This window comes from Microcoleus sp. PH2017_34_RAT_O_A, from assembly GCF_020737885.1.
Taxonomy (GTDB): domain Bacteria; phylum Cyanobacteriota; class Cyanobacteriia; order Cyanobacteriales; family Microcoleaceae; genus Microcoleus.
In genome coordinates this window covers 18,129-39,174 of record NZ_JAEQDD010000038.1, presented here as the reverse complement: position 1 = coordinate 39,174, position 21,046 = coordinate 18,129, and the positions used below count along the sequence as shown (strand labels likewise).

General features: G+C 43.1%; 22 protein-coding genes. 8 read left to right on the top strand and 14 right to left on the bottom strand.

Annotated elements, in window-relative coordinates; genetic code table 11:
- The first annotated feature begins 329 nt into the window (after positions 1-329).
- From JGK11_RS14915 to JGK11_RS14905, 3 genes are all read left to right on the top strand, one after another.
- Complete coding sequence (locus JGK11_RS14915; protein WP_293178347.1) at positions 330-1,466, top strand: ATP-binding protein; 1,137 nt, start codon at positions 330-332, stop codon at positions 1,464-1,466.
- The gene (locus JGK11_RS14910; RefSeq protein ID WP_293178350.1) at positions 1,459-1,767 is read left to right on the top strand and encodes a hypothetical protein; all 309 of its coding nucleotides are present in this window, start codon (positions 1,459-1,461) and stop codon (positions 1,765-1,767) included. The genes JGK11_RS14915 and JGK11_RS14910 overlap by 8 nt, the downstream gene beginning before the upstream one ends.
- A gap of 278 nt (positions 1,768-2,045) precedes the next feature.
- Complete coding sequence (locus JGK11_RS14905; protein ID WP_293178353.1) at positions 2,046-2,279, top strand: hypothetical protein; 234 nt, start codon at positions 2,046-2,048, stop codon at positions 2,277-2,279.
- Positions 2,280-2,395: 116 nt separating this feature from the next.
- Here the strand turns inward: JGK11_RS14905 and JGK11_RS14900 are convergent, their stop codons facing one another.
- Entirely contained in the window at positions 2,396-3,016 is a 621-nt protein-coding gene (locus tag JGK11_RS14900) for a Uma2 family endonuclease (protein ID WP_293208971.1), read from the bottom strand.
- Positions 3,017-3,210: 194 nt separating this feature from the next.
- Positions 3,211-3,990 (bottom strand): iron export ABC transporter permease subunit FetB, encoded by a 780-nt coding sequence (gene fetB / locus JGK11_RS14895; protein ID WP_293178359.1) that lies wholly within the window; start codon positions 3,988-3,990, stop codon positions 3,211-3,213.
- A gap of 127 nt (positions 3,991-4,117) precedes the next feature.
- On the opposite strand from fetB, the gene JGK11_RS14890 reads away from it, so the two are divergent.
- From JGK11_RS14890 to JGK11_RS14880, 3 genes are all read left to right on the top strand, one after another.
- Entirely contained in the window at positions 4,118-5,290 is a 1,173-nt protein-coding gene (locus tag JGK11_RS14890) for a DegT/DnrJ/EryC1/StrS family aminotransferase (protein WP_293178362.1), read from the top strand.
- A 560-nt stretch (positions 5,291-5,850) separates the two neighbouring features.
- Positions 5,851-6,057: a hypothetical protein gene (locus JGK11_RS14885; RefSeq protein ID WP_293196466.1), complete on the top strand. Its 207-nt coding sequence runs from the start codon at positions 5,851-5,853 to the stop codon at positions 6,055-6,057.
- 20 nt (positions 6,058-6,077) lie between these two features.
- A complete protein-coding gene (locus JGK11_RS14880) occupies positions 6,078-7,754 on the top strand; it encodes an AarF/ABC1/UbiB kinase family protein (protein ID WP_293193362.1) in 1,677 nt (558 codons plus the stop codon).
- Here JGK11_RS14880 and JGK11_RS14875 read toward each other — a convergent pair.
- Positions 7,751-7,951 (bottom strand): hypothetical protein, encoded by a 201-nt coding sequence (locus JGK11_RS14875; RefSeq protein ID WP_293212164.1) that lies wholly within the window; start codon positions 7,949-7,951, stop codon positions 7,751-7,753. The genes JGK11_RS14880 and JGK11_RS14875 overlap by 4 nt on opposite strands.
- Positions 7,952-7,970: 19 nt before the next feature.
- Here JGK11_RS14875 and JGK11_RS14870 point away from each other — a divergent pair, with 19 nt between their 5' ends.
- Entirely contained in the window at positions 7,971-8,351 is a 381-nt protein-coding gene (locus tag JGK11_RS14870) for a hypothetical protein (protein WP_293212162.1), read from the top strand.
- Between the two features lie 52 nt (positions 8,352-8,403).
- On the opposite strand, the gene JGK11_RS14865 is transcribed toward JGK11_RS14870, so the two are convergent.
- Positions 8,404-9,429, bottom strand: coding sequence for an Npun_R2821/Npun_R2822 family protein (locus tag JGK11_RS14865; protein WP_293212160.1), 1,026 nt, complete (start codon positions 9,427-9,429; stop codon positions 8,404-8,406).
- A gap of 56 nt (positions 9,430-9,485) precedes the next feature.
- Here JGK11_RS14865 and JGK11_RS14860 point away from each other — a divergent pair, with 56 nt between their 5' ends.
- Positions 9,486-9,752 carry a hypothetical protein gene (locus tag JGK11_RS14860; protein WP_293212158.1) on the top strand — a complete coding sequence of 89 codons (267 nt, stop codon included), beginning with the start codon at positions 9,486-9,488 and terminating at the stop codon, positions 9,750-9,752.
- A gap of 15 nt (positions 9,753-9,767) precedes the next feature.
- Here JGK11_RS14860 and JGK11_RS14855 read toward each other — a convergent pair whose 3' ends face one another.
- From JGK11_RS14855 to galE, 10 genes are all read right to left on the bottom strand, one after another.
- Positions 9,768-10,640, bottom strand: coding sequence for an Npun_R2821/Npun_R2822 family protein (locus tag JGK11_RS14855; RefSeq protein WP_293212156.1), 873 nt, complete (start codon positions 10,638-10,640; stop codon positions 9,768-9,770).
- On the bottom strand, positions 10,637-11,611 hold the full coding sequence (locus JGK11_RS14850; RefSeq protein WP_293212154.1) for an Npun_R2821/Npun_R2822 family protein: 975 nt from the start codon (positions 11,609-11,611) through the stop codon (positions 10,637-10,639). Before JGK11_RS14850 ends, JGK11_RS14855 begins: the two co-directional genes overlap by 4 nt.
- A 115-nt stretch (positions 11,612-11,726) precedes the next feature.
- Positions 11,727-12,677 (bottom strand): glycosyltransferase family 10, encoded by a 951-nt coding sequence (locus JGK11_RS14845; protein ID WP_293212152.1) that lies wholly within the window; start codon positions 12,675-12,677, stop codon positions 11,727-11,729.
- Between the two features lie 91 nt (positions 12,678-12,768).
- Entirely contained in the window at positions 12,769-13,968 is a 1,200-nt protein-coding gene (locus JGK11_RS14840; protein WP_293212150.1) for a glycosyltransferase family 4 protein, read from the bottom strand.
- Between the two features lie 139 nt (positions 13,969-14,107).
- Complete coding sequence (locus JGK11_RS14835) at positions 14,108-16,108, bottom strand: ATP-binding cassette domain-containing protein (protein WP_293212148.1); 2,001 nt, start codon at positions 16,106-16,108, stop codon at positions 14,108-14,110.
- Positions 16,109-16,194: 86 nt separating this feature from the next.
- On the bottom strand, positions 16,195-17,352 hold the full coding sequence (locus JGK11_RS14830) for a glycosyltransferase family 4 protein (protein ID WP_293178391.1): 1,158 nt from the start codon (positions 17,350-17,352) through the stop codon (positions 16,195-16,197).
- A gap of 14 nt (positions 17,353-17,366) precedes the next feature.
- Positions 17,367-18,164: a class I SAM-dependent methyltransferase gene (locus JGK11_RS14825; protein WP_293203539.1), complete on the bottom strand. Its 798-nt coding sequence runs from the start codon at positions 18,162-18,164 to the stop codon at positions 17,367-17,369.
- Positions 18,165-18,190: 26 nt separating this feature from the next.
- A complete protein-coding gene (locus tag JGK11_RS14820) occupies positions 18,191-19,018 on the bottom strand; it encodes a hypothetical protein (RefSeq protein ID WP_293178394.1) in 828 nt (275 codons plus the stop codon).
- Entirely contained in the window at positions 19,018-19,941 is a 924-nt protein-coding gene (locus JGK11_RS14815; RefSeq protein ID WP_293178397.1) for an alpha-1,2-fucosyltransferase, read from the bottom strand. The genes JGK11_RS14820 and JGK11_RS14815 overlap by 1 nt, the downstream gene beginning before the upstream one ends.
- 47 nt (positions 19,942-19,988) lie before the next feature.
- Complete coding sequence (gene galE, locus JGK11_RS14810; protein WP_293178400.1) at positions 19,989-20,990, bottom strand: UDP-glucose 4-epimerase GalE; 1,002 nt, start codon at positions 20,988-20,990, stop codon at positions 19,989-19,991.
- Positions 20,991-21,046 lie beyond the last annotated feature (56 nt).

Below are 21,046 nucleotides of genomic sequence, written 5' to 3'. Positions count from 1 at the left end.
CTCCGGAAAGGTACGTAGTTGCGCTTCAGCGCTCCGGAAAGGTACGTAGTTGCGCTTCAGCGCTCCGGAAAGGTACGTAGTTGCGCTTCAGCGCTCTGGGAGCATCACATTTTTGCAAAAACCATCTTGCTTGCAGTGCTGTCCACCAAGAGCGAGCTGTATAATACTCGCTCGGAGTGGACAGCACTATAACAACAAAACTGAGATGCTCCCGAAGTAATTGCGCCGCGAATTTCTGTGGCTTCATCCAGATTTTGTCGATGAGTATTAATTGGGGAATCCGCGACTGAAATCGCTAGTATACTGTATGAAATGGTGTTAGCAATCCAATGCTAGAAAAGGTAAAACTTCATAACTTCAAAAGTCATCAAGATACAGAAATTAATTTTGACAATTCAGGCTTACACGCCCTCGTAGGACAAAACAGTTCTGGTAAAACATCCGTTTTGCAAGCATTGCATTATCTCAGTCAGCTTACTAATTCATCATTTGAAGATATTTTTAAGGATGAAAGAGCGCCTCAATTTATTACAACTATTGGGCAAAATAATATGTCTGTTACTGCAAATGGTTTTTGGGGAGACCAAGAGCGTAATGATTGGGAAGCTTCTTATGACTGGAGACAAAGAGTTAATCATTCTTGGTTTCCGACAGCATCATGGAAGGCCGATAAAAACCAGGAATATAGGAAAGTAATGTCTAAAACTTCCTTAATCACTACGAAAGAGCCAATTCCTGAATCTTTGAGATACTCAGTTCATCTTAAGCTAGTAGCTACTAATCTTGCTAAAGCAGCTTACAGCGATGCAATCATTCCGCGAGTTGAGTTCGATGGTTCAGGCTTAGCACCTACCTTAGACTATCTTCGTGACGAAGCTCCAGATAAGTTTCAATCTTTACAAGAAATGTTGAAACGGATTGTACCAGGTGTACGCGAAGTAGGCGTAAAACGAGCCAAGGTTATGGTAAATCGCCAACGCTTAATCGAAGTCGATGGCAAATCTATCTCCTACGAAGAAAGTCAGGAAATGACAGGGCAAGAAGTTGTCCTAGACATGAATACTGGTAAACGCATTCCAGCCCATGCGATTAGCGAAGGAACAATGCTCGCCCTCGGATTACTGACTGTTTTGATAAATCCAACTCAACCTAATTTAGTGTTACTAGATGATGTCGAACAGGGACTCCACCCAAAAGCACAACGAGAATTAATCGCTGTTTTTAAAGAAATTATTCAACAAAACAACAACCTGCAAATTATTTTTTCCACCCATTCTCCCTACATTGTGGATGAACTTACTCCGTCTCAAGTTCATGTATTAAGTAACAATAACTCCGGTGTGACTCGTTGCAAAAGATTAGATGAACATCCTGATGTAGAATGGGCAAAACAAACTTTAACCACCGGAGAATTCTGGGATGCGGAGGGAGAAGATTGGGTGGTTGCAGGAGAAATTAATGATTGAGTTTGTAGTGATTGTCGAAAGTAGTGCAGACGCACGAACCGCTACTAAATTAGCCGATCGCACTTTAGTGCAAAAAATTGACTGGTTAGACCCTGAGATGCTGCAACATCTATATCAATGGAGTGGTTTAGAAGCTGGCACAGAGAATTCTTGCTGGAAAAATATTAATCAAATTATAGATAATTTCCAACAAAGCTTAGGATTCCGTCCTCCCAGATATTTAGGTCATCGTAAAGATGGAGCATTAAAAGCTGATGGTGCAGCAGTGTCCGAGTTGTGGGACGAAAATCTAAAATCTTAAATGTATTGACGGCGGCCCCAGAAGCCGCTACGCTGTGAAATTAAGGTTGCTTTGCTCGAAGATGAAGCAGCCACGATCGCCCGAAAATCTAGTTGCACTGTCCGAAGCTGTAACCAGCAGCAACGGACAGCTAACCGCCAAACTGAGATGAGCAGTCTGGAGGCTGATCGAGAATCTTAGCATTCTCTGTCGCCGCCCTGCCTTTTGTTAGTATGCGGGGCGGCTGGGTTTTTGGGTTTTCCTCCCAGAAAACAACCAAAAACCAGGAGACCATAATTATGTCACAGGAATTCGTGCCTGACGATAACTCTTCCGTGCAGCCAAATGACGGCTGTGCAGTATCCGAACAGGAAATCGTGCAGATAACGGTTGTCGGTTCCCAGAAAACCGTATTAGAAACCATCCACACCTTGTACAGGCTGGGATTCGCCACCGTCGGCGATTGGAGTAAGTTGCAGCGAGGCCCAAAGCCGGGACAATTTATTAGCGTTTTAATCAAGCGCAAAGCCTAGAAATTGGTCTAGCCTCATCGGTTATATCAGCGGGCGGTTGAAATAGACAACACGGCGATGAAATAGAGGACACGGCATTGCCGTGTCCCTACCCGATATCGTTATTTCCAGCAATTTTATCCTTCACTCAATCCCGCTTGAAAAATCTGTTGTGCCGTCAACTTCAACTCTGGAAAAGTTGGCGACTCAATCCTATCATCTCCCCGAAATTGACTAACTTCATACTCGCCATCAATCAACCGATAAATCGAAATAGTCGGTTGCTTGGGATTCCCAATAAATCGACGGCCGCCCAAACCGAGATAATCCACAATCCAATATTCGGGAATGCCGATTAGTTCGTATTCACCTACCTTTTTTATGTAGTCATCTTGCCAATTCGTGCTAACGACTTCAACAACCAGCGGAATTGATGCTCCTTGAGTTACGGTTGAAAAATTTTTCCACAAAGGTTCTGATGTTAAGTTGGGGCGATTTAATATCAGAATATCCGGCGAATAAGCTGATTCGTTTTCTGGTGGCTTAATTAATGCTTTTCCGGGGATGAAGTATGGACGTTTTTCTTTTCTAAACTCAGCAGTTAATTCGGAGGCTAAAAAACCGATAACTTCTTCATGGTCTCCTAATGGCTGTGACATTTCAACAATCTCTCCATTGTGCAGTTCGTAACGTCCGTTTTCAGGTTTCCAGTCCAGAAATTCTTCAAAGGTTACTGGTTTAGTTGCAGTTTGAATCATGACGAAGTCTCCAATCAAATTTGTTCGTAGTGAGGATTTTAGTCCGCATCAAATTCAGAGGACTGAAGTCCTCACTACAAACCTTATTACCATTATATCGAAAATGAGTTATTTTGTGGCGCACGCAATAAAATTGGTTCATAGTGAGGACTTTAGTCCTTCATGAATGCGGACTGAAGTCCTCACTACGAACCTTACCATTTGATTAATTGTGCATCTTGATTAAAAAAACTCCGGCACAATCCCTCAGTCAACAACAGAGTTGCTATTAAAGTTGCTAGCGCCAACACAAACATAATCAAAATTTGGTAAGATGCTGCATCCAAAGGACTGACACCGCTCAACATTTGACCCGTCATCATTCCCGGTAATGTTACGATACCTACGACTGTCATTGTGTTTAATGTGGGGATTAATCCAGCTTTGATCGCATCTTTGCGGTACTGTTTTACTGCTTGCTGCGGAGTCGATCCTAAACTTAAATGGGTTTCTATTTCTAATTGGCTGCTGTTAACTGTACTCACAAGTCTTTCACCAGCGATCGCCCCTGAGTTCATCGCATTGCCCAAAATCATCCCCGCTAGGGGAATCAAATACTGCGGTTCGTACCAGGGGTCAGGTTGCAAAATTAGTAAGTGTGTATAGGCCAGAGTAAACGCCGTACCGATCGATATCGAACCCACAACTAACGGCAGCAAGTGCTTGATTTTTTTGCTAATCCGGTTGGTGGCCACCATGCTAGCCGTGGCCAGCATGATTGCTAACACTGCTAACACCAGCCACGGATTTTTCCCCTCCGGCGCAAACACCACGGCGAGCACGTAGCCGACTCCGATTAGCTGGATTAGGGTGCGCCCCGCCGCGATCGCCAGAGCCCCTTCCAACCCCAATCCCTGCCACGCCGAAAGCCCGATCGCGATCGCCACCATCCCCAAAGCCCAACCCAAATCAGTAAAATCTAGCAGAATTAACATCCGCGCTCCCTTTCGATAAAGTGATTGTTTGCCCGTCCAACTATAAGATATTTGAATAAAGGTTTCTGAGAAACAGTTTTGCTGTAAGAATTTGCTTTGATAATGGTTGCAATTTGTGGTGTCAAGAGTGAATAACGTTCCCCCCCTCGATTTAACCCAGCAGTACGCCCAGATTGGCGACGAAATCGGCGCCGCGGTACAAAAAGTGCTCGCCTCTGGCGGCTACATCGGCGGCCCCGCCGTCAAGAGTTTTGAGCAAGAGTTTGCCAACTACACAGGCGTTTCCGACTGCGTTGGCTGCAACTCCGGCACCGATGCCCTAATTTTGGCTTTGCGAGCTCTCAAAATCGGCCCCGGCGACGAAGTAATTACCACTCCTTTTACCTTCTTCGCTTCCGCTGAAACAATTAGCGCTGTGGGTGCAACTCCCGTATTTGTCGATATTGACAGCGGGACTTTTAATCTGGATGTCGAACTTTTGGAAGCGGCAATTACCGACAAAACCAAGGCAATTATGCCGGTTCACATTTTCGGACAACCCACAGACATGACTCGGTTGATGGAAATTGCCACCAAGCATAACTTAGCCGTCATCGAAGATTGCGCCCAGTCTGTCGGGGCCGAGTGGGAGTCTAGAAAAGTCGGCAGCATCGGCCATGTGGGCTGCTTCAGCTTTTATCCGACCAAAAATTTAGGCGCTTGCGGTGACGGCGGCGCGGTGACAACAAACGATCGCGCCCTGGCAGCTTCCATGCGTATGCTTAAGGAGCACGGACAGTCTTCTAGGTATTTTTACGAGGAAATAGGCTACAACAGCCGTCTGGATGCCCTGCAAGCGGTGATTCTCAGCATTAAGTTGCGGTATCTCGACAGTTGGAACTCCCAACGGCGCGAGAAAGCAGCCGTTTATAGCGAATTTCTTTCCCGCGTGCCCGGAGTTGCTGTCCCCAAGGAATTGCCAGCAGCCAAGCCTGTTTGGAATCAATATACAATTCGCTTGACAAGTCAAGACACAATCCGGCTGACAAGTCCAGAAGGCGCGCCAAATCCTTCTGGTAATTTCCGCGACTCGATGCGGACTAAGTTGCAGGAATCCGGCATCGGTTCGATGGTTTACTATCCGTTACCTTTGCACCTGCAACCTGTTTACAAATCTTTGGGCTATCAAGCCGGTCAGTTGCCTGTAGCTGAGCAAGTTTGTCGCGAAGTCTTGTCTTTGCCGATGTTCCCGGAACTTTCGAGGGATCAACAGGAGAGGGCAATTTACGGGCTGAAAGATTGTTTGGCAAAGGGCGGATAGGATTTAGTGGCTTTTGTGCGATCGCCCGATCGAAAGAAATACCTGAGAATAGAGGAATTGTAGGGTTGCAGTGTCGTACTGGTGCAGCGGTCAGGAAAACATATTAAGTGTTTTGACTGATCACTTGTACTTTTATCAGAAATTTGGGTTTAAAACCCCGTCATAAGCTTGACGGCTTTCTGCTATAGTATTCGTAGGTTGCTGACCGTGAGAACGTGAGGAAACAGGTTGAACGTCCTACTCCGGGATCTCAAAATCTTTAACCGTCAATGGTAAAAACCAAATCCACACGGTAAGAGCAAATAAAAATCAAATAGCGTGGGACACACGCGAATTTACGCTTGGGGAGTAGTCCGTAAGAGTGCTTGCTGTAAAAGGTGTAGTCGGACTAGACATGAAACTGTAAGACCAAAACTGACATTGTTGGTAGAGGCACGATTCAGCCCAAGAATCCTCGTACCTTGATAGTCGAGGAGTGTCAAGTACTATATTTAATGAAAAGAAACAAATTTAGGCTGGCAATCCGCCTTCAACGGGTGCATTTTCCGCTCGCCTAAAATTTGCGATCGGTCAATGATGAAGAAGGAAGAAGGAAGAAGGAAGAAGGAAGAAGAAAGACGGAAGAAGGAAGACGGAAGAAGGTTTTAACTTTCGACTTCCGATGCCCGATGCCCGATGCCCGATGCCCGATGCCCGATGCCCGATGCCCGATGCTTTTATGCCCGATGCCCGATGCCCAATCTCAATTTAAGCTGCAATTTTCATAAAACAAGAGGAAAATAAACGAGTGCCTCAGTATCAATTCACTCAGGCTAGACGCTACGATCCACAGGCGATCGCCCAATATTACCGCAACCGTCCTTGGAAAGCAATTTGGCGAGCAATAACCGTTATTTGGTCATTTGCAGGCTTCGTACTCGGAATGCTGTGGGACAGTTGGCAGCACGAAGTCGCCGCCCACCAGCCCGAACGCGCCGCCCATCTGCGACAAATACTCACTCGCTTAGGCCCCACTTTCATTAAAGTCGGCCAAGCCCTGTCTACTAGACCAGACTTAATCCGCAAAGACTTTCTCATAGAACTAATCAAACTTCAGGATCAACTGCCGCCCTTTGATTCGGTGCGAGCATTTGAGATTATTGAAGCAGAACTCGATCGCAAAATCAGCGAAACTTACAGCGAAATCTCCCCCGAACCAGTCGCCGCCGCCAGTCTCGGTCAAGTTTATAAAGCCCGTTTAATCACCGGAGAAGAAGTAGCAGTCAAAGTTCAGCGACCGAATTTGCTACCAATCTTGAGCCTTGACCTTTACTTAATGCGCTGGGCTGCTGGATGGTTGGGCCCGTTGTTGCCACTAAATCTCGGTCACGACCTCTGTTTAATAGTCGATGAATTCGGTATTAAATTATTCGAGGAAATTGACTATATCAACGAAGGCCGCAACGCCGAAAAATTTGCGACCAATTTTGCCGACGACCCAACAGTAAAAGTTCCGAGTATTTACTGGCGCTATACTGCAAAATGCGTTCTCACTCTCGAATGGATTGACGGTATCAAGCTAACAGATATGGCAAGTGTCAAAGCCGCCGGTTTAGACACTAATAGCTTAATTGAAATCGGAGTTCGCAGCGGTTTGCGGCAGTTACTGGAACACGGTTTTTTTCACGCAGACCCCCATCCAGGAAATCTGTTTGCCTTAGCGGACGGCCGCATGGCTTACATCGATTTTGGGATGATGGATCAGATGGAAGAAACAACTAAAGAAACTTTGGTTGATTCTGTCGTTCACTTGATCAACAAAGATTATTTAGAGTTAGCCCAGGATTTTGTAAAACTTGGGTTTTTGACACCAGATACAGATATTATGCCGATCGTCCCGGCGCTGGAATCTGTCCTCGGCGATATCGTCGGCGAAAAGGTAGGAGACTTTAACTTCAAGACGATTACAGACGAGTTTTCGGAGTTGATGTACGACTATCCTTTCCGAGTCCCCGCCAAATTTGCCTTAATTATTCGGTCTCTCGTCACAGAAGAAGGCTTAGCCCTTAGCCTCAATCCAGATTTCAAGATAGTTGAGGTAGCCTATCCCTATGTAGCCCGACGTTTGTTAAACGGAGAATCTCCGGCATTGCGCCGTCGCCTGATTGAGGTATTATTCAAAGATGGCAAATTCCAGTGGAATAGATTAGAGGAGATGATTGCGATCGCCAGATCCGATCGCAGTTTCGACCTGCTACCCACAGCCCAACTCGGCTTGCAATTTTTGCTGTCAGAGGAAGGGTCGTTTTTGAGACGCCAGGTAATGTTAGCCTTGATTGAGGACGATCGAATTCACACCGAAGAAGTTGGCAGCCTCTGGAACTTAGTCAAAGAAGACCTGCAACCAAGTCGCTTGTTCAACGTTGCTTTAGGCGCTTTGACAGAGTTCTCCACAGCAGGAACAGCCGCGCTGAATCGATTTTAATTAGAAGGAAGAAGGAAGAAGGAAGAAGGAAGAAGGAAGAAGGAAGAAGGAAGAAGGAAGAGGGAAGAAGGAAGAAGGAAGAAAAATAATTCTACTTTTGCCAATTCCCAATTCCCAATTCCCAATTCCCAATTCCCAATTCCCAATTCCCAATTCCCAATTCCCAATTCCCCATCCCCAATTCCCAATTTTCCCATTACCCCAAAAGAATTATTCGTGTATTACTTTCCAGAACCTCCCTATTTTTTAATGACTGCTGGATTAATAGCAGGTATGGCATCAGGCCTAGCCTTTGAAGCAACTCTCAAACAAGCCGTAGAACTCTGGTCTAAAAATCGTTCTAGCCGTACTTTGTCTAACCTAAAAGGTCTACAATTGCAGTTGCCTTTTTTGGGAATGGCCGGCGGAATTTGCATATTTTTAGCTTCAGGAATGGAGATATTCGGCTTCCCCAAATTACTGTCCTACGTTCTAGCCCTGCCGCTGACACTACTAACAGCATGGCTAGTTTGGACTCAACTAGCCAAAGTTTTAATTGAACTACAACGCGGAGGTTCCCAAGCCTTAGACTTGGATTCTTTTTTTGAAGAACCATAGTTAAATATCAACCCTCTTTTATAACGAAGAGGGTTGGTTCGTAGTAAGGACTTTAGTCCTTCTTTATTAAAATACGCAACTTAAATAGAACATTATTAACCCTTTGAATACCCCAACTTTTGAAATTCCTCTGCAAGCGCAGTAACAAATTGGGAGGCGCGAGTTTTGGTCGTGTTTCCGGCGAATTCAAATAGCGGTAGTGCAGAAATACATCGCGGTAAGGAATCTCAACATCTTCGCCCGCACACAATCGAGTAAATTTTGCAGCCGAAATACTCATGTAATGCAAATAAGTCAGCCGCCGTCCTTTGTCGTATAAAACATAATCTATCACATCAAATTGAGAAGACCAATGATTTCCCGTTATCAGTGCAGGTTGATGATAAGCAAAATTATAAAAAGAGATAGCGCTGCGGGCGACTAAATAGTTAAATAAAGGTTGGTCAGTTCCCCGCAAAGACAAAATTTCCGCTTCTCCTGAAGTCAATTTATCTAAAAGTTCGGCTAAGTTATTGCGATTTAAAATACCTTTTTTTGCAGCAAACCAACCAGCACAAAAAATCCAAGATTCCAGTCTTTCAATCTCAAAAACTTCTGCGAGTTTTTCTGATGATAAATCAAAGACATAATTGAGGTCAGATTTGTATTGAAAATCGTTAGCTACCCAATCAAATTCATCAAGTTTTTGATAAATATAATCCAGAGAACCCATTAACAGAGTGTCCGCATCAAAATAGACAAACTTGTCAAAAGGGCCATCAAAACAGCAAAATTTTCGGTGCATTCCCAAACAGTGAACTGGCGCCCAACCTTTAGCTTGCCAAACTTTTTGAGCTTTTTGGTGAGATGTCCAAGCTTGAGTTGCAAACTCTTCCCAAAATTGGATGGAATCGGCATTGTCAAATAGAGTAACATTGCTTCGCGAGGCAATTTCTACTCGAACTTTTTGCAAGTTATCATCGTAGGGAATGATGCAAACAGGAATAGTTTTCGCCCCATTAACTTCGAGACTATTCAATAAAGCGACTAAGTGGTCAAAAACCACATCATTGCCTAGAATATAAATACCATCAGTCATAGTTGGTTAATAAGTAACTGTTTAGGTGCGGGCAAGATGCCCACACCACAATAAAAATGATTGACTGTGGAACAGGCATCTTGCCTGTTCCTCAAAGCTTGTTTAAAGTTAAAAGCACAATAAAATTTATGAATTGTGGAACAGGCATCTTGCCTGTTCCTCAAAGCTTGTTTAAAGTTAAAAGCACAATAAAATTCATGAATTGTGGAACAGGCATCTTGCCTGTTACTCAAAGCTTGTTTAAAGTCAAAACCACAATAAAATTTATGAATTGTGGAACAGGCATCTTGCCTGTTCCTCAAAGCTTGTTGATAATAATATAACATATCAGTTTATCCTCATCTACTGAAAGGCCGAAGGATTTTTTGCATTAAATTTGGTTTTCTTTCATCCAAATAACGATAATATCGCCAAAGTTTCCAATAAGGAGTACCGGATTTAATTGGTATTCCAGCCCAGTGAATATATTTTAATCTTTTGCCTTTGTCATAAAGCACATAATCTATTTCCTGAAAATGTGTAGAACCAGCCCAGCTTCCAGGTTCTGCTGCTGAATCTTTAACAAGATTCCAGCGTTTGAAAATTAACTTGAGAATCATATAATTTAGTATAGGCTGGTCTGTGACATTTTGAGTAAAGTCAAAATATTCTCGATGTTGCGAACATTCTCGCAAAATTTCATACATTTGCGATTCTGCAATCGTGCCTTTTCGGGAAGCCCAAAAACCGCTGTTGAATACATCTTGAAGCTGTGAGTCGGTAAAGATATTTTGTTCTTTGACAATGGGTGAAAATATATTTCGCAGTTTTTCGCTGAGGTGGTGATAGTCGCAGCAAAAAAAGTCTACTTCTGAGAGTTTGTTGAGGTTGGCTGCGATGTCTTCAAAGACGATGATGTCGGTATCGATGTACAGAAATTCGTCGAGGGGGCCAAACCAGGCGCAGAGTTTCCGCATTTTGTTGGGAAGGGCTAGAAAAGTGCGATCGAATATTTGGCCAATTTCCCTGGTAAACTGTTCCACAAACCCCAGATTTGGGTACAATTGCACCCCATAGAGGCTGCTGAGGGCGGCAGCGACTTGCAGATAATTGTCGTCAAACGGGATTAAAAAAACTGGTACTTGACAATTGTACAGGCGTATGCTGGCTAAAAGGGCGATCGCACTTTCCATCACCTTATCATTAGCAACAATATAAATACCGCGACTCATAAATTTATCCTCAACCTTCTCAAGACTCTTTCTAGCAAACTCGGCGCAGAAATATCAGCATAAGACTTTAGCGGTTCCCTAAAAACCGGCCGCTTCGAGGGTTCGCGGAGATAGCGGTAATGTAGAAACAAATCGCGGTAGGGAAACTCAATATTTTCGCCAGCACAAACTCTCCGAATTAAATCCGGCTGCACCCCAATATAATGAATGTAAGTCAGGCGATTTCCCTTGTCATAAAGAATGTGATATTGGGTTTTAAAATGTGGGGAAGTGACGCTGCAACCAGTTTTTTCATCATCCGGGAGACTGCAAGCAAAATTATAGCTGTTCATCCCCGTTTTCATCACCATATAATTGAGCAACGGCTGTTCTCCCGCACCTGCATAGAGAATTTTTGCCTCCCCAGATAGCAGTTTACCTAACAGCCATTCTCTAGTATCACGGTCAAAAACTCCTTGCTTGCTGGCGTAAAATCCCGAACAAAATATTTCCGAGTCGAGCCGATTTTGCTCAAAAACTTCCAGCAGTTTTGGCGAATCAATGTTGTAGACTTTAGTTGGGTCGCGAAATTGAAAATCGTAAACCACAAAATCATATTTATCTAATTTATCAAAAACCGCATCTAGCGAATTCATTGCTAAAGTATCAGCATCCATGTAAATAAACTTTTCAAACGGGCCGTCGAAAGCGCAAAAGCGGCGGTGCGCGCCGTAAAGCCGGAACTTTTTGCGATTTAAGCGCTCAGGTGCGGCGGCTTGCATAAATTCATCCCATCGCTGAATTGATGCAGTATCTTCATAAATAAACACGTTGGGACGGTTAATGATTTCTGCTTTGATTTGTTCTATATGCTCGTCGAAAGGATAAATACAGACAGGAATATTTGAACCTAAAATTACTTCAATACTGTTGAGTAAAGCAATTAGTTGGTCGTAAACTACATCGTTTGCTAGCGTGCAAATTCCCTTCATATCATGTCCTATCTATTGACCGTAATAACTAAGGTTAGTTCGTAGTGCGGACTTCAGTCCGCTCTCCGGCTGCGGACTGAAGTCCGCACTACGAACCTATTTTTTGTACTATTTCCTAAGATGCAAAATTAGACAGCCAATTGAGCAAGTTCAATTCGTGGAGAATGATTTGCCTAGCTTCAGCAATTTTATCCCTCGCTTCATGCCAACAATCCGGCGTAGCAATCACCTCTTTAATAAATTCTACTCCCTTCTCATCCAAACTGGGAAGCCGCAAAAAACTTCCCGCAGGCAACAACTTATCCGCCGCCGCACCGCCGTAATAAATCGGCAAATTCCAAGCTAATAAAGCATCCCAAAGTTTTTCGCTGACATACCAATCATTTTCGGCATAATTCTCCACAGCCAAATTGTAATAATAAGGTGCGACAGCGTGCCATTTATTATTAACCGTGCCGTTTCCCTGCGCCCAACTTGGCAAGTTTCGCCCGTAAAGGTCAAAATCTAATTCTGCTTCTTGCAGCAAATTGATAAAATCTAATCTGCGTCGGTGGTTGGCTGTGCGACTAACGCCCGAAGTTATCCAAGAACAGGATTTAGTTTTAGTTGGTGGTGGCATTTCATTCAATTCTCGAAACGAGTTTGAGTGATACCAAATCGCGGGCATATAATTGGGATTGGGCGCAAAATCATCCGGCCCGGAAACGTAACCGCAATAAAGTTTTGCTTGTTCGTAGTTGGCTTTGGTAATCTCAATTACTTCTGCTAAAGGCGGTTCTCGGATTAAATAAATAATCCGTTCTTTGGGGACATTTCGGAATTTTTCTCGAATGTCATTTTCTGGTGTTGGATGCTTGTAATGGCGTATTTTGTCGAGCCATAACTGCTGTTTCGGCTGCCGGGGAAAGTCAAATTGATACATGAGCAAAAAATCTGGTTCCGGGTGGTTGGCGAGCATTTGAATGTTGCCCCATTTGCCGAAGTTGTGGGGGGTTTGTTGCCACAGCCAGTCGCTTTGATTCATGCCTGGATAGGTGGTGATTGCACTGATAATTATTGGGTTCATTTCTCTCTTAGTCCGCGGAGGCGGACTTTGTTTATGTAGCCGCGGTTTCAACCGCCGGGGCTAGGAATAGGTAATTCAAAATTATACAAAACTAATGAATAATTTGCGATCGCACTTCTTCATCCACATAACTCAAAATCCTCTCGATCCTATTTTCCCACGAAAACTGCTTGACAAAACCCAATGTTTCTGCATAACCTTCGCTTCTCCTCGGATATTTTGCTAAACTATCTCGGATGCTTTGCGCGAACTTGTGCGGGTTATCAGGTTCGCACCAAATGGCAGCTATATTTCCAGATTTGAATTCCATTAAAGATGCAATCTCCGTCGCAACAATAGGAGTTCCCGATGCCATATAATCAAAGAACTTCAAAGGAGATGTGAATGTCGCGGCCTCTGTCTGACAGTGAGGGTGAGTCAAAACATCGGCGGCTTGCAACAAGCTGGGTAGTTGATTTTGAGGCAGGTAGCCGAGAAAATTGATGTTCTTGACTTGCTTGTCTGTGGCTAACTGCTGGTATGCTGTTACTTGAGATGAGTCACCACCGGCGATCGCAAATTGAACTTCCGGCAACACCCGCGCCACATCCACCAGCATATCCACACCCTTAAACGGGTACAGCCCACCCGCATACACCGCTAAATATTGCCTTCCACCTGCTAATAATCGCTGCCGCCAATTCTCGGCTGCGTCTGTTTGTCTCACCAGAAACAACTGGTTAAAACCATTGTGCAGCATAATGACTTTTTCCGCTGGCATCCCATTTTGAATCATGCTGTATCGCACAGTATCTGCAACAGTTACAGCAATTTGAAAGAGAGGATTATTAACAACCTCCGGCTCAAATTTCTTATCTTCGTGGTGGTGTTGTTCGTAGATAGCAGGAATTCCGTGTTTAATGGCAGCTTTAACAAAGTTCCAGTCGCGAGTATGAACAATTTTAGTCGATTTCAGCAGGTGAATTGGCAAGTAGTATTTTGAGACTATTGTACTGGAACTTGTCCACTTGCTGTTCAAAAGGTCGATCGGCCACGGCATCGGTAAGTATGCTATTTTTAATTGCTCTTGAATATTGTATATTTGAGCAAGTTTTGCATCGGGTTTTCTCGGTTGAAAAGGATGAAACCAATCAACTGGATTAAAAGCCTTCCATCCTTTACGGATATATACCAAAACTGCTGGATAACCGAGATTTGCTGCGGCATTTGCTGAGTGTGCAACTTGAACTAAGCTGGCTACATTCGGTTGTGGCAAGATATTTCTGGTGAAAAATACATAGTATTTCGACATTGGAATTGGTAATGGTAATTGGTAATTGGTAATTGGTATATTGGTAAACTGGATTCAGTGCGAGCGTCTCCCTCGCGGCTGGATCGCGAGCGAGACGCTCGCACTACTATTCTAATAACAAATAACTAATAACCAATAACTATTTTGTTGCTTGACGTTTAATAGTATTTTCTATAAATTCCAAAGTTTTGAAAATATTAGCAGCCGAGTGATATGATTCTCTGATTAACTCATCTCTTTCTTCGGGAGAATCAACCATTTCATCTACTAGCAACTTCAGGTAAGCTATCATCGGAGTCAGGCGAGTGCGAATTTCGTAAGAACCTCTAATCAAAGCTTCATCGCGGGCGGTTTCTTCCGCAAATTGCATTGAATACAAGCGAGTGTAGTAACCTCCTTTGGCTAGCAATTCTTCGTGAGAACCGATTTCTACGACTTGTCCGCGATCGATCACGGCGATTTTGTCGGCTTTTTGGACTGTGGAGAGGCGGTGGGCGATGACTAAGGTTGTGCGATCGCAACTCAGTTTCTCGATCGCCGATTGCACGTATCTTTCCGAAACCGTATCCAGCGAACTCGTTGCCTCGTCTAAAATTAAGATTTCCGGGTTTTGCAGCAAAGCTCTAGCGATCGAAATCCTCTGACGCTGCCCTCCCGATAATATCACACCGCGATCGCCAATTTGAGTATCCAACCCCTCCGACAACCGTTCAATAAACTCATAAGCATTCGCCCCCTGCGCCGCTTCCACAATTTCAGCCTCCGTCGCATCGGGCCTAGCGTAAGCAATATTTTCGCGCACCGAAGCATTAAACAAAAACGTATCTTGGCTAACAATACCCATCGCCTTTCTGAGACTTTTTAGCTCAAATTCGCGCAAATCTCTACCATCTATCGAGATACTACCTTCAGTAGGATCGTAAAATCTCGGCAGTAAATCTGCCAAAGTTGACTTCCCAGAACCCGAAGTTCCTACCAAAGCCAAAGTAGTGCCGTAAGGTAGAAATAAATCAATTCCTTGAAGAACTAAATTTTTGTGATTCGGATAACTAAAAGATATTTTATTAAAACTAATTCCCGATCGCAAATGAGTGTATGGCACAGAACCGTTCAGCATAAAAGGCTTCTCATCGCAGCTCAAAAAATCATCAACTACTTCTACGCTAGCTGACGTATTAGCAAATTGACTCCGCCCGCTATTCAACTGAGAAATCAAAGGAATTAACCTAAAAAGTACCAATAAATAGGTCAGCAGAACAGTTGAAATAGACTCAATTTCATTAGCAAATATTGTACGACCGATAAATACAATCAAAATTATCACGATCAAATTAACAACTTCGTTAATTGGGGCAATCGCCGCATAATTTACCTGAGCCTGAAAATCCGCGTGTTCTCGCCTTTGAATTAAATGCTTAATCCGCTGATACTCCCTTTCTTCGTTACCCGTTGACTTAACTAGCCGAATCCCAGTCATGGTTTCCAGCACCCTCACCGAATAATCTTTCGACATTTCAGAAAGCACGAGACCAAAATGCTTAGAACGGTTAATAATATATTGATTTGTGCAAGCAACCAATCCCAACAAAAGCGTAGATGTCAACGTCAACTTCCACGATATAGAAAGCAGCAAACCCAGAAACACGAAAACAGTGACTGAGGTAGTAAACATTCCAATTGCCGTACCAACTGCACTCGCAGTCCGGCCAATCTCCCCGCCCAATCTATTAATCAAATCCCCGACTTTAGTTTTAGAATAAAAATCTAAATCTACTTCTAACAACAACCGCAAACCTGCTTCTCGCAAATCAAAAGTCAGAGAGCGCGTCAGAGAAGTGGCGACTAAAGTATTAATATAGCTAGCAAGATTTTTTAATATAATTGCCAGAACAATCGCCCCGGTCATCAACATTAAACGCTGATTTTCCGGCATTCCCTCAAAGGGATACATCAAACTTTTAATGAGAGGTGGAGCGCCGCGCAGCTCGATAGCTTCCCCCAAAAAAATTAAAAGCACTGGTACAATCAGAGTAGTGCTGATACCGCTGAATAAAGCCCCAGCAAAGCCCAGCATCACAGTTAACACAATCCTGCCCGGATATCGTCTCGCAAATTTTAGGAGTAGCTTATTGGCAGACATGAAGCATTCCCAGCTAAACAGTACGGCATCTCAAAATATTCTTTAATTACAGCCAGTTTTTCTTCCTCCATTCAGTCGCTTCAATTTCACCTATAGCTACCTGCAATTATATCTGAAAGTATCGGTGCCATTGCTTGAATACTATATTTTTTCACGCATCTTTCCCGAGCTTTCATTCCTTGGAAATTGGCGGCTGTAAAATTTTGAAATATCCATTTAATTTTTTGGGAAATTTGATCGGGAGAACTAGGTTCGACTAAATAACCAGTTCCGCCTAAAATTGTAGGAATATCTCCCACGCGCGTAGACAAAACAGGCTTAGCCATTGCCATGCCATCTGTCAGCTTGAGCGGAAACTGAGCCACCGCTGTCAGAGTGTCTCGCTGAGGAACAACGACAACGTGAGCAGCCGCTACAACTTCCGGCATCGTTTCCACAGGAAATTTTGGCAGTTTAACAACCCAACGACCCCATTGTTGCATAAGTCTATCATCATAATCATCATAAGGACTTCCGCCGACGATCGCTAATTTTAAATCGGGCTCATTTAACTGTTCGAGGGCCATCAAAACATCCTCAACACCTTTGTGAGGTCGCGGCGCCCCGGGAAACATCAGAACTCTATAGCCCGACAAGCCGTAACGCTCTCTGCTCAATTCAGGATTGTATTTAACAGGGTCAAACATTTCAGTATCCTTACCATTAGGCAAATATACACCACCAAAACGCTGTTTTAAAAACTCTGTATCAACGGTGACAGCATCAGCACGGGAAACTAAACCTTCCATCCACTTGACATATAGCGGATGATCCGGTTCTCGCAATTGACCATTGTGTTTAAAAATATCTCGATAAAGTTGCTTAAAAGAAGGGCGATATTTCCATTCGTCACCGCCGAACCAGCTAAGTTCCCAGTCATCAATGTCTAAAATGAGAGGGCGGCGAGTATCGAGTTTTTTGAGCAGCGATAAACCAAAACTTGTAGGCTTAGGTTTCACTGCATAAATAATATCCCCATCGATTTTTTTCAATAATTTTTGAACATCCATCAAAAACCCTGGATAGTTTTTCCCCGGTATCGCACATACGGGGATGCCTGTCGGAGGAATAGCATACAATTCCTTACCAAACTGAAATCCCACAACTTCTACATCACATTTAAGCTCGATTAGGACTTGAGCTAGTAGAAAAGCACGAATTGCACCTCCTCCAGACAAATCGCTCACCACTAATGAAACTTTCACTTGGTAATTTTTTATTAAAAAAGTTGCTTTATTTTCCTGCTTAAACGATCTTTTGTCAAGGGTAGCAAAGCAAAAAATATTTTTTTCAGTGAAATCCTTGGATCTTTTAAGGCTAAAATATCTTTGATTTCTTGTCTTAATTTGGTAGCTGCTGATGCCGTTCGCAAGTAAAGCTGCGGATGAATTAAGGAAAGCTGAAAAATGTTAGTTCTCGCTGCCTCTTTTTGCAAGACTGGATTTGTTGTTAAATATTCCCGATTCGCAAATATAAGTATATTCTGGGCGTAGTACCATTTAACTCGCTCATTTTGCCATATTTTATGTCTCATGCAGTCAATCGCCACATATCCTTGCTCTTGAAAGAGTTTCGCCCAATAGTCTGGCCACTGTTCGTTAACGTGATTTGTTCCCCCTTGAAATGGTACTGCGGCAGAGAATAAAATCACTGGGCCAAGCTTCACTAAAGACTCTATAAATACTCGGGCACACTCTGGGGGCAAGTGTTCTGCTACTTCTAGAGAAACAACTAAATCAAATTGTTGTTGGACGCGCAAAGGTTGGGTTAAATCTAATGCTAAAAACTTGTTTTCAGGGATTTCTAGCATTTTGATATCTACCCAATCACCGTCTATTCCTAAAAAATCTTCAACGCCGAATTCTTGGAATGCGGACAGCCAAGTCCCCGTACCGCAACCGACATCAATTACTCGTTTGGGCTGCACGAATTCCCAAAGGATAGGGATAATTTCTATGGCTGATTCGTAGGAGGTTGTTTGTAAGTATTGATATAATTCTTTGGTATAATGTTGCACGGCCTAGAGTAGTAAGTTGGTCAAGTTTATTTTAAGCGCCAGGGATTGTTAATTTGATTTGGTAAAAATATTTTAGCGGTGCGATCGACTATTCGAGTAAAAAGCGATCGCGTGACGTTCTTTGCGTACTGCGGGCGGTAGGGGTAGGTGCAGTGCATGACTTTTATCGGTTTGTCGATCGCATAAGCATCTTTCCACTTATCCAAATAGTTGTACACAGGGGACAATGTTCTCATTTGCGGTTTCACAGATTCAATAGCAGCAGCAAAAGCACCCTGGTCTTTCAAAAGTAGCACATTTTGATGCGCCACTACTATCTCGAAATATTTCTTAAATTCCGCGAACAATTCCTGATTTGTACTGCTTTTCGTAAAAGCAATAAATCCGCCATTGTATTGAATGGTATTTTTGTTTAGTGGCAATCCCACAGACTGCAAAGTTGACAGAATATCTTGCTTGACTCTTAATAAATTGCTCGCTTTCGCAATCGCAGGCTGCACATCTTCTGTCACCAACAAATCCACCTCATCAAGATAGCCGAAAACCTCATCTATTGGCGACAGCAAACAAATATCGCAATCCATATAAATAGTTTTCTCAAACAGAGATTCCCCGTACAAAGACAGCTTGGCTTGGCGCGACGCTAAAACAGGATTTTCGTGAGAGGGTGCTCTTTGCAATATGACATTTCCAAACACCTGAAGTAAAGGATATAAAATTCGAGGTACTCTATCTATTAAAATAATAATTGGTTCCTGGTGAAATTTCCTGACGGACGCCAGAAAATGAACGCAATCTTGGAAAGAGTAAAGACCTGTTAAAATAGTGATAAATCCCTTAGTTGCTAGTTTCATTAGTGCGTCCACTCCCAAAAACTCTCGTTCCAGTTATCTCGATAATTAAAAATTCCTTCCCATTCATAAAAATGCACAAAATCTTTCAAGTTAATTACTTTATTGATATTTTTGAGCATATAAAGAGGTTTTTCGCCATAAAAAGAAGCCCACATAGTATAACTACTAGGCGGCCCGACAATATAGTCGCACTCAGCCAAAGCATAGATATCTTCGATTAAATGACCGTTAGCAAAAACGCAGTTAAAATCATCAAATAACTTAGGATTTTGCTGAATATTAGAGCAAATCAAAAACTTGATTTTGTTACCTTCAAATAGTTTGACTATTGAATTCATCACTTCTAAGTATTGCTCAGTTGTGTAAAAGTATCTCCCCTTTTGGTGCTGAGCATAATCCCCTTGACGGATGTGAACTCCAACGATCGTATCTGCGTTATTTTTTACATTCAATATCAAACTATTTACATTGATTTTATATTGTTGTAATGGTGTAAAGTAGGATCTAATCTCATCGGCGTACTTATACAACTTTGGCAAATCTTCTACAAACCAGCCATCTCGAAATAACCAGCCTTTAAAACAAACAATTGAACTATTTTTTATTGCTTGAATATCCCGATAATTTATCCAATTAAACGGCTTTTCTCTGGTAATTTCTTGCGTTTTAAAGATATTTTTATTGCTTAAATTATTGATGAGTTTAAAATATTTATTTCTGATAAATCTGTTACCTGATACGGTAAAATATGGAGGAGGATAACAGCACAATAAATCTTTGTTCGTGTCTACAAAGAATTCTGCATATTCTTCAAAAGCTGGATTGAGGACAGTGCAATTATGCTCGATCGCCCAAGCTATGAAATTGGCAAAAAGCAGCAGTCTGTTGCCTAGTTGTCCCGATTTAGCAGATATTATCAACATAGTCGCTATTTTGGTTAAGGTAAGGTGCGCGGCGCGCACCCTACAGACTAAGGGTGATGACGTTTTTGGTGCCACTGCCAAGCGTGAGTTACAATATCCTTAATGTCGGGATATTCTGGAGACCAACCCAAGGTTTCGATCGCCTTTTTGCTGCTGCCAACCAAACTAGGCGGGTCTCCCGGACGCCGATCGCACTCCACAGCCTTAATCTCTTTTCCCGTCACTTGGCGGGCTGTTTCAATCACCTCTTTTACCGAAAACCCGCCACCGTTGCCCAAATTAAAGAAATCTGATTTGCCGTCATTTAGCAAATATTCTAGCCCTAAAATGTGAGCTGACGCCAAATCGTTAACGTGAATGTAATCGCGAATGCAAGTACCGTCAGGAGTATCGTAATCGGTGCCGAAAATTGCGATCGAATCTCGTTTTCCCAAAGCAGCGAACAACACCAACGGGATCAGGTGAGTTTCGGGCTTGTGATCTTCTCCTAACAACCCGTTCGGATCGGCTCCAGCGGCGTTAAAATAGCGAAAACAAACAGACTTAAAATTGTACGCCGCGTCAAAGTCTGACAAGATCCTTTCTACCATTAACTTAGTAGCACCGTAGGGATTGATCGGATTTTGCGGGTGGTCTTCGGTGAGGGGGATTTTCTGCGGTACGCCGTAAGTCGCGCAAGTAGAAGAAAACACCAATTTCTTAATCCCAGCAGCAATCATCGCTTCCAAAAGTGTAATCGTGCCGATGACGTTGTTCCGGTAATATTTAGCTGGATCGGTAACAGATTCGCCGACGTAAGCGTAAGCAGAAAAGTGCATTACCCCTGCAATGTTGTGGGTGGCGAACAAGTTGTCGAGAAGTGCGCGATCGTTTGTATCACCAACTACTAACCCTACTTGCAAAACCTGCTCTACTATATCTCGGTGGCCGTAAACTAAATTATCTAAAATCACTACACCGTAACCGGCATTTTTCAGCGCTAATACTGCGTGAGAGCCAATATATCCAGCTCCGCCTGTTACCAAAATTGTTGGTTTTTCTGTACTCATATTATTCTGGGTTGTTTTGTAGCTGTAACTGTCGATGAGATTGCAATACGGTTGGG